Source organism: Mycobacterium sp. (genome assembly GCF_032162605.1).
In the GTDB taxonomy this organism is placed as follows: domain Bacteria; phylum Actinomycetota; class Actinomycetes; order Mycobacteriales; family Mycobacteriaceae; genus Mycobacterium.
In genome coordinates this window covers 1-8,478 of record NZ_JAVROT010000644.1, presented here as the reverse complement: position 1 = coordinate 8,478, position 8,478 = coordinate 1, and the positions used below count along the sequence as shown (strand labels likewise).

General features: G+C 68.6%; 8 protein-coding genes and 1 pseudogene. 2 read left to right on the top strand and 7 right to left on the bottom strand.

Annotated features, from left to right (window positions below; translation table 11 throughout):
• From QOI01_RS36630 to ftsH, 7 genes are all read right to left on the bottom strand, one after another.
• A partial coding sequence (locus tag QOI01_RS36630) for a DUF6779 domain-containing protein (RefSeq protein WP_526389227.1) occupies positions 1-1,102 on the bottom strand: 1,102 nt, incomplete at its 3' end.
• Positions 1,103-1,183: 81 nt separating this feature from the next.
• Complete coding sequence (locus QOI01_RS36625; protein WP_526389225.1) at positions 1,184-1,660, bottom strand: DUF3180 family protein; 477 nt, start codon at positions 1,658-1,660, stop codon at positions 1,184-1,186.
• Positions 1,660-2,175, bottom strand: a complete 516-nt coding sequence (gene folK, locus QOI01_RS36620) for a 2-amino-4-hydroxy-6-hydroxymethyldihydropteridine diphosphokinase (protein ID WP_526389223.1) — start codon at positions 2,173-2,175, stop codon at positions 1,660-1,662. Before folK ends, QOI01_RS36625 begins: the two co-directional genes overlap by 1 nt.
• A 13-nt stretch (positions 2,176-2,188) precedes the next feature.
• Positions 2,189-2,569 carry a dihydroneopterin aldolase gene (gene folB / locus QOI01_RS36615; RefSeq protein WP_526389221.1) on the bottom strand — a complete coding sequence of 127 codons (381 nt, stop codon included), beginning with the start codon at positions 2,567-2,569 and terminating at the stop codon, positions 2,189-2,191.
• Entirely contained in the window at positions 2,562-3,380 is an 819-nt protein-coding gene (gene folP, locus QOI01_RS36610) for a dihydropteroate synthase (protein WP_526389229.1), read from the bottom strand. The genes folB and folP overlap by 8 nt, the downstream gene beginning before the upstream one ends.
• Positions 3,381-3,391: 11 nt before the next feature.
• Entirely contained in the window at positions 3,392-4,024 is a 633-nt protein-coding gene (gene folE / locus QOI01_RS36605; RefSeq protein ID WP_526389219.1) for a GTP cyclohydrolase I FolE, read from the bottom strand.
• An 18-nt stretch (positions 4,025-4,042) separates the two neighbouring features.
• Positions 4,043-6,406, bottom strand: a complete 2,364-nt coding sequence (gene ftsH, locus QOI01_RS36600) for an ATP-dependent zinc metalloprotease FtsH (RefSeq protein ID WP_526389217.1) — start codon at positions 6,404-6,406, stop codon at positions 4,043-4,045.
• Between the two features lie 266 nt (positions 6,407-6,672).
• On the opposite strand from ftsH, the gene QOI01_RS36595 reads away from it, so the two are divergent.
• Positions 6,673-7,635 carry an alpha/beta fold hydrolase gene (locus QOI01_RS36595; RefSeq protein WP_526389215.1) on the top strand — a complete coding sequence of 321 codons (963 nt, stop codon included), beginning with the start codon at positions 6,673-6,675 and terminating at the stop codon, positions 7,633-7,635.
• Positions 7,632-8,478, top strand: a pseudogene (locus QOI01_RS36590) (LLM class flavin-dependent oxidoreductase); the annotation flags it as partial. The gene QOI01_RS36595 and the pseudogene QOI01_RS36590, both read left to right, overlap by 4 nt.

The following is an 8,478-nucleotide window of genomic DNA, read 5'->3' as shown; positions in this document are numbered from 1 at the left end:
TCACCGGCGCGGGTGGTGCAGTGGCTGGCCCCTCGCCCCCGTCCGCGGTAGGTGCCGACGTACCGTTCTCCCCTGCGGGCGCGGCCCAATTGCTTCCTGGACTTCCGGCCGGGATGTACTGCCCCTCGGCGGGCGCCGGGCGCCATTCGGTTCCCGTCGGAACGTACCTGGCCGCCGGGCGCTCGGGGGGTTCGGGTTCCTGCCTATGCGGTGGCTGCTGCGGCGGTGGCGGTGGCGGTGGCGGCGCCGGAGTCCACGGCCCGCGGACGTCGGACGTCGGGACGGGTTCCGGTGCGGGGCTGGGCTCGGGTGCGCGTCGCCGGCCTTCCTGCCAGGGCGGTGGCTCCTGGCGCGGCGCTCGCCACCCGCTTTCGACGGATTCGGGTTCTGACGGCCTGCGGTGTGCACCACCCGGGTTCTGCAGGGACCAATGGTCGTCCGGCGGCTGCGGTACCGCTGGCACGTCGATGATCGGGCTCTCCTCGGTCTTGGGGTCGGTGATTGCGTCGAAGTCCTCCGGCGCCTCGGTGTCGATGCGGCTGCTGATGACCCGCCCGGGACCGATGCTCCGGTCGCCGCGTTCCGGCGCCGCAACACCCTGACCGACGCTGCCCCAGTCCCCGAACGTGTGTACCGTGGTGCGCTCGGTTTCGATGGCAGGCCGACTCTGCAGATCGGTGTCGAAGATGATCTCGAGGTTCGCGCGCAGGGCGGCCAGCTCCGCGCGCAGCGCGGCCACCTCATCGGAGGTCTCGGCGCGCAGTTCCGAGGCGAGCTCGCGCCGCAACTGCGACTCGATCGACAGCTCGTACTCGCGACGCGCGGAGATCTCGCGATCGAGTTGCAGGTCGTACACCAGCTTGAGGTCGCGCGACTTCGCCTGGTCGATGTCGGACTGCCGCCGGTAGATGAAGGACACGAACGCCGCGACCACCGCCGCCCACAGCGCGACGATGACGGCAAGCTTGAGAAGCTCGACCTTGTTGGTGAAGACCAGCACCGAGCTTGCCACGATGGCGAGCACCAGCAACGTCGTCAACAGCAACGACCCCGGCCTGCGGTTTCCGCGACGAGCGCGGGCCCCACGAGTCGGTACGGTCATGCGCCGACTGTACCTGTGACACGCCGCATCGCGTGACGACCGCTTCGGCGATTCATACTGGTCAGCAGCTGCTCACGGCAGCTACCCCGGGGCACCGTCGGCGTCCTCCGGTGGCTCGTCCGGCGACTTGCAGCAATGCTGGAGCCACAGCGCGCCGATCACCAATGCCAGCGCACTCAGGGCCGCCACCACGGCGCCCGCGCTGTCCGCCGCCGCGACCCTCAACACACCTCGTTTGGGAAGCACGTAGACCAGCACTCCCAACCACCAGCCGAGCGCAAGGGCGCCCACCCATGCCGATGCCTTCGCGATCATCACGGCACGTGCCACGGCAAGCGGGTGCAGCCAGCCCGAAGCGTCGCCGATCCTGCCCTCGCCGATCTTCGACCGGACGTGAAAACCCCAGCCGGCCTCCGCCGCCCCTACGACGAGCAGCGACAGCCCCGTCCACTCGGTGATCGGCGGGAACCACCGGTACGACAGGCTCACCACGACGTAGCCGACGGCCGTGACGAGGACCGCCCCGACCGCGAGGTCGCGCTTGCGCGTCGGCCCCATCAGGTCACCAGCGCGAGATCCACGAGACGTACGCCGGCCCGCTCCGCCGCATCCAGTTCGGCCAGCAGCTCCGCGACGGGTCGCGTCGCACCGTTCACCGCCAACGTCGCCTCGGGGTCGGCGGCGAGCCACGGGGTCAGCACGAAGGCCCGCTGATGGGCGTACGGGTGCGGCAACGTCAGCTCCTCGTCGTCACTGGACACCTCGGATTCGCCGTCTCGGCAGGAGATCACGTCGACGTCGAGAGTTCTGGGTCCCCAATGCCGTTCGCGCTTGCGGTCGGCCGCTTGTTCGATTTCCTGACCTCGCCGCAACCAGCCGTGACAGTCGAGCGACGGGTCGTCGGCGATGAGCACGGCGTTGAGGAACGGCCCCTGCTCGACCCCTCCCCATGCGTCGGTCTCGTAGACCGGCGAAACGCCGCGCACGGACGAGCCGAGACCGTCGACCACCGACTGCAGATGCGCAAGGCGGTCACCGATGTTGGAGCCGATCGAGAGCACGACGGAAGTCATCGGATGCCGCGAGTCAACGGGTGCCGCGGTCGTTGCGCCGCGACCGCCGCGCCACCACCGCCACGTCGGAGAAGGTGAGCGGGATCGGCGCATCGGGCTTGTGCAGGACGACCTCGACGGCGTGCAACCGCCCGTCGGCCATCACCGCGTCGGCGATCTCGGCGGCGACCGTTTCGATGAGGTTGCGCGGCGGCCCAGCGACGACGTCGGCGGCCAGCTGCGCCAACGCTGCGTAGTCGACGGTGTCGGCGAGGTCGTCACTCACTGCGGCGGCGGCGAGGTCGAGCCAGACCGTGACGTCGACGACGAAGTCCTGACCGTCGCGCCGCTCGTGGTCGAATACGCCGTGGTTGCCGCGAACAGTCAAGCCGCGCAACTCGATTCGATCAGCCACGATGCTGCTCACCCTCCCACGCCTCGACCACCTTGAGGGCGTCGACGGATGCCTGCACGTCGTGCACGCGGACGCCCCACGCCCCGTGCATCATGGCCAATGCGGAGATGACCGCGGTGGCGGTCTCCCTGCCGTCCGGCGGCCGCAACTCGCCGTCACCGTCCGCGAGCAACGCTCCGAGGAAGCGCTTCCTGGAGGCGCCGACCAGCACCGGGATGCCAGTGCCGACGAACTCCGGCAGCGCCGCCAACAGTGTCCAGTTGTGCTGGGCAGACTTCGCGAAGCCCAGTCCGGGATCGATGATCAACTTGGTCGGGTCGACACCCGCGGCGACCGCGGCGTCGACGCTCGCCAGCAGCTCGTCCCGGACATCGGTCACCACGTCGCCATACGCAGGCACCGCGTGCGGGTTGTCCAGGTCGACCGAGCGCCAGTGCATGAGGATCCACGGCGCGCCCGCCTCGGCGACCAACGGCGCCATTGCGGGATCGGCCCGGCCGCCGGACACATCGTTGACGATCTTCGCGCCGTTCTCGAGCGCCGCGCGCGCGACGGCCGCGTGCATCGTGTCGATGCTGACCGTGACCCCCTGTCCGGCAAGTTCTTTGATGACCGGCAACACTCTGGCGCTCTCGACGGCCGCGTCGACCCGGGTGGCTCCCGGGCGCGTCGACTCGCCGCCGACGTCGACCACCGCGGCTCCGGCGGCGGCGAGGGCGAGTCCGTGTTCGACGGCACGGTCACGGTCCAGGAACAGACCGCCGTCCGAGAAGGAGTCGTCGGTGACGTTCACGACCCCCATCACCTGCATGCGCGTCGCGTTCACTTGCGCAGAATGAGATCCAGCGCCTCGGCACGCAGGGTGGAGTCGGTCTTGAACTGCCCGCGCACCGCCGAGGTCGTGGTGGTGGCTCCGGGCTTGCGGACTCCGCGCATCGCCATGCACAGGTGCTCGGCTTCGACGACGACGATGACACCGCGCGGATTCAGCTTGCGCATCACCGCGTCGGCGACCTGACCGGTGAGCCGCTCCTGCACCTGCGGCCGCTTGGCATACAGGTCGACCACCCTGGCGAGCTTCGACAAACCCGTGACCCGGCCGTCCATCCCTGGGATGTAGCCGACGTGTGCGACGCCGTGGAAGGCCACCAGATGGTGCTCGCAGGTGGAGTACATCGGAATCGACTTCACCACCACCAGTTCGTCGTGCTGTTCGTCGAACGTGGTGTTGAGCACGTCGTCGGGATTGCTGTACAACCCGGCGAACATCTCCCGATACGCCCTCGCCACGCGGCCGGGTGTATCGAGGAGGCCGGGACGCTCCGGGTTCTCGCCGATCGCGTACAGCAACTCCCGGACGGCCTTCTCGGCGCGCTCCTGGTCGAACTCCGCCGGAACGAAGGGGTGCGAATTGTTGACCGTGGCGGAGTTCGTCTTCGAACCGGGCTTCGTCATCGGAGCCTTCCGTTCCTGTCAGCCGGGTGGCGGCGTGGCGGGCCCATCTTCGGAGCCCTTGTCGTCGTGCGGGTTCGGCGCCTGCGGCTTGACGGGCGCGCTACCACGCGGGCCGGGCTGCCCCGGCTGCGGCTGCGGGTACGGCTGATACGGGGGGTAGGGCTGATACGGCGGCGGATAGCCGTAGCCGCCCTGGTTCGGCGGCGCCCAGCCGGACGGCGGTGCAGGCGGATACTGGCCCGGATTCTGCGGTGGCCAGCCCGGCGCGTGCCAGCCTGCGGGCGCCCCGTAGTTCGGCTGCGTGGCTCCGCCCGGTGCGCCGTTGGGCGCCGCGCCGTTGGTGGGAGCACCGGATCCGTTGCCACTCGAGCCGTTGGAACCGTTATTGGCATCGGCCGCCCGGCTCGCCGCGGCGATGGACGCCTTGAAGGCGGGCTCGGGCATCGGCGGCGGCCACGGCTCGCCACGCTCGATCGCGAGTTCTCCCGGTGTCTTGATCGGCGGCTTGTCCGACGGCACGCGGCCACCGAAGTCGTCGAACATGGTCAGGCGGGGACGCTTCTTGACGTCCTTGAAGATGGCCGCGAGCTCGGCGCGGTGCAGCGTCTCCTTCTCCAGCAATTCGCCGGCCAGGATGTCGAGCACGTCGCGATACTCGGTGAGCACGTCCCACGCCTCGGTGTGTGCGGCCTCGATCAGCTTGCGCACCTCGTCGTCGATGTCGCGCGCCACCTCGTGGCTGTAGTCGGCCTGGTTGCCCATGGTGCGGCCGAGGAAGGGGTCACCGTGCTCGGTGCCGTACTTGACTGCGCCGAGCTTGGAGCTCATGCCGTACTCGGTGACCATGGCGCGGGCGATCTTGGTGGCTTGGTCGATGTCGGACACCGCGCCAGTCGTCGGCTCGCGGAACACCAGTTCCTCGGCGGCGCGGCCACCCATCGCGAACACCAGGCGCGCGATCATCTCCGAGCGGGTCATCAGGCCCTTGTCGTCCTCGGGCACGGCGACGGCGTGACCGCCGGTGCGCCCGCGCGCCAGGATCGTCACCTTGTAGATGGGCTCGATGTCCGGCATCGCCCATGCCGCCAGGGTGTGGCCGCCTTCGTGGTAGGCGGTGATCTTCTTCTCGTGCTCGCTGATGATGCGGCCCTTGCGGCGGGGGCCACCGACGACGCGGTCGACGGCCTCTTCGAGCGCCGCCCCTGCGATGACGGTCCCGTTCTCGCGCGCCGTCAGAAGCGCGGCTTCGTTGATGACGTTGGCCAGGTCCGCGCCGGACATGCCCACCGTGCGCTTGGCCAGTCCGTCCAGGTCGGCGTCGTCCGCGATCGGCTTGCCCTGCGAGTGCACCCGCAACACGGCACGCCGGCCCGCGATGTCGGGGTTGGACACCGGGATCTGCCGGTCGAACCGGCCGGGCCGCAGCAGGGCCGGGTCTAGGATGTCGGGCCGGTTGGTCGCCGCGATCAGGATGACGCCCTGACGCTCGCCGAAGCCGTCCATCTCGACCAGCAGCTGGTTGAGCGTCTGCTCGCGTTCGTCGTGCCCACCGCCGAGGCCTGCGCCGCGCTGGCGGCCGACGGCGTCGATCTCGTCGACGAAGATGATGCACGGACTGTTCTGCTTGGCCTGCTCGAACATGTCCCTGACCCGAGAGGCGCCGACGCCGACGAACATCTCGACGAAGTCCGAGCCTGAGATGGTGAAGAACGGCACCCCCGCCTCACCGGCGACGGCGCGGGCCAGCAGCGTCTTGCCGGTACCGGGCGGGCCGTAGAGCAGCACGCCCTTGGGGATCTTGGCGCCGAGGGCCTGATACCGCGTCGGGTTCTGCAGGAAGTCCTTGATCTCGTAGAGCTCCTCCACCGCCTCGTCGACGCCTGCGACGTCGGCGAACGTGGTCTTGGGCAGGTCCTTGTTGAGCTGTTTGGCCTTCGACTTGCCGAATCCGAAGCCCATCCGGCCGCCGCCACCCTGCATGCGGGAGAACATCACGAACAAGCCGACCAGCAGCAGCAGCGGCAGGAGGTAGATGAGCAGGGAGCCGACGACGCTGCCCTGGTTGACGACCGTGTTGGTCTTGGCGTTCTTGGTGCTCAGCGCGTCGAACAGCGGCACCCCGTAGCCGGTGGGGTACTTCGCGATGATCTTGTCGCTGTTCTGGGTGTCGCCGTTGCCGTTCTTCAGGTCGAGGCGCACCTGTTGTTCACGGTCGTCGATCTGCGCGGACTTGACGTTGTCGCCGTTGATCTGGCTCATCGCCACCGACGTGTCCACGGACTTGTAGCCGCGGGTGTCGTCGCTGAAGTAGAAGAAGGACCAACCCAACAGGAGCACGACCGCTATCGCGGTGAGGGTGCGGATGACGTTCTTCCGGTTCATCGTCAGTCTTTAATTCGTCGTCGTCTTTGAATCATGGTTGTCTTCGGCCAGCGACGGATGTGTCGGCCACGTCCTTCCGATAAGCACAGGTTGGGTTCGTTCAGGCTACCGCTAGACCAACGACCGGCAGTTCCCGGCAGGTGCGCCGAGGGCGAACGGACAGAACTCGGCGCCGGACCGCCGGCCTGTGCTTGGCTGAGACGGTGAGCACATCTAGCGGTGCTGGGGGTCCCCCCGCTTGCGGGGGAGAGCTCAGCGACCGGGGAATGGGTACCGTTCGGTTCGTCCACACCAACGGAGTGACGTTGAGGTTGACCGAGGCAGGTGAGCGCGGCGCACCGGTGGTCGTCCTCGCCCACGGCTTTCCCGAACTGGCCTATTCGTGGCGTCACCAGATCCCGGCCCTCGTCGCGGCCGGCTACCACGTCCTGGCCCCCGATCAGCGTGGCTACGGCGGATCGTCGCGGCCGCCCGCGATCGAGGACTACGACATCGTGAAGCTCACCGGCGACATCGTGGGTCTGCTCGACGACGTCGGCGCAGAGAGCGCGGTGATCGTGGGGCACGACTGGGGCTCCATCGTGGCGACCAACTTCCCGCTGCTTCATCCGGACCGGGTCTCGGCGTGCGTGGCACTGAGCGTCCCGCCGGTGCCGCGCCCACCCTCCCCTCCGACCGAGCTGTGGCGGAGCGCCTTCGGCGAGAACTTCTTCTACATCCTGTACTTCCAGGAACCGGGACCTGCCGACGCCGAACTCGGCGCTGACCCCGCCCGCACCATGCGCAGGTTGATGGGCGGGATCCGCTCGGCCGACGGCACGAACGTCTTCCTGCAGATGGCGACGCCCGGTCCCGAGGGCTTCATCGAGCGGCTGCCCGAACCCGACGGCAGGCCGGAGTGGATCACGCAGGACGAGGTGGACCACTACGTCGCCGAGTTCACCGAGGGCGGCTTCACCGGACCGCTGAACTGGTACCGCAACTTCGACAGGAACTGGGAACTGACCGAGGCCACGCCGTCGCCGACGATCGACGTGCCGACGCTGTTCATCGGCGGCACCGAGGACCCGGCGTTGGCGATGACGCCGCGCGACCGGGTGCGCGACGTCGTGTCAGGTCCGTACCAGGAGGTGCTGATCGAAGGCGCAGGGCACTGGCTGCAGCAGGAGAGACCCGCCGAGGTCAATGCCGCGCTAGTGGAGTTCATCGACGGACTGGAGCTCAAGTGAGCGCGCCATCCGGGAAGCCGCTCGACTTCGGCGTCTTCATCACACCGTTTCACCCCGTCGGCCAATCCCCCACCGCGGCACTGGAATACGACCTGGAGCGCACCGTCGCCCTGGACCGGCTCGGGTTCGACGAGGCCTGGTTCGGCGAACACCACTCGGGCGGGTACGAGCTGATCGCCTGCCCGGAGGTCTTCATCGCCGCGGCCGCCGAGCGCTCCAAGCACATCAGGCTCGACACCGGTGTCATGTCACTGCCGTACCACCACCCGCTGATGGTGGCGGACCGGTGGGTGCTGCTCGACCACCTCACCCGCGGCCGGGTGATCTTCGGGACGGGGCCGGGCGCGTTGCCGTCGGATGCATACATGATGGGCATCGACCCGGTCGACCAGCGACCGATGATGCAGGAGTCACTCGAGGCGATCCTCGCGCTCTTTCGCGCCGCCGCCCGATGAGAGGATCAGCCGCGCCACGGAGTGGTTTCACGCTACGCGATGCCGCTCTGCACATCGGGCCCTACACGTGGCCATACCCCGAAATCGCCTGTGCGGCAATGGTATCGCCATCGGGGCCGAGGTTGGCAGGTCAGCTCGGCACTTCACTGCTTTCGCTGTCGATGTCGGTACCCGGCGGCGTCGCCGCCGTGGAGACGACGTGGGACATCGTCGGCGATCAGGCCACGAGATCGGGATGCGAGACACCGGACCGCAAGGACTGGCGGGTGTTGGGAATCGTCCACCTCGCCGACACCCGCGAGCAGGCGATCGAGGACTGCACCTACGGGCTGCAGGACTTCGCGAACTACTTCGGCGCCGCGGGCTTCGTACCACTGAACAACGTCGT

Coding starts and splice junctions, on each gene's coding strand:
- QOI01_RS36625 (WP_526389225.1), bottom strand. CDS start 1,660: ATGGGGCCGACGCGCAAGCGCGACCTCGCGGTCGGGGCGGTCCTCGTC.
- folK (WP_526389223.1), bottom strand. CDS start 2,175: ATGACTTCCGTCGTGCTCTCGATCGGCTCCAACATCGGTGACCGCCTT.
- folP (WP_526389229.1), bottom strand. CDS start 3,380: ATGCAGGTGATGGGGGTCGTGAACGTCACCGACGACTCCTTCTCGGAC.
- folE (WP_526389219.1), bottom strand. CDS start 4,024: ATGACGAAGCCCGGTTCGAAGACGAACTCCGCCACGGTCAACAATTCG.
- ftsH (WP_526389217.1), bottom strand. CDS start 6,406: ATGAACCGGAAGAACGTCATCCGCACCCTCACCGCGATAGCGGTCGTG.
- QOI01_RS36595 (WP_526389215.1), top strand. CDS start 6,673: ATGGGTACCGTTCGGTTCGTCCACACCAACGGAGTGACGTTGAGGTTG.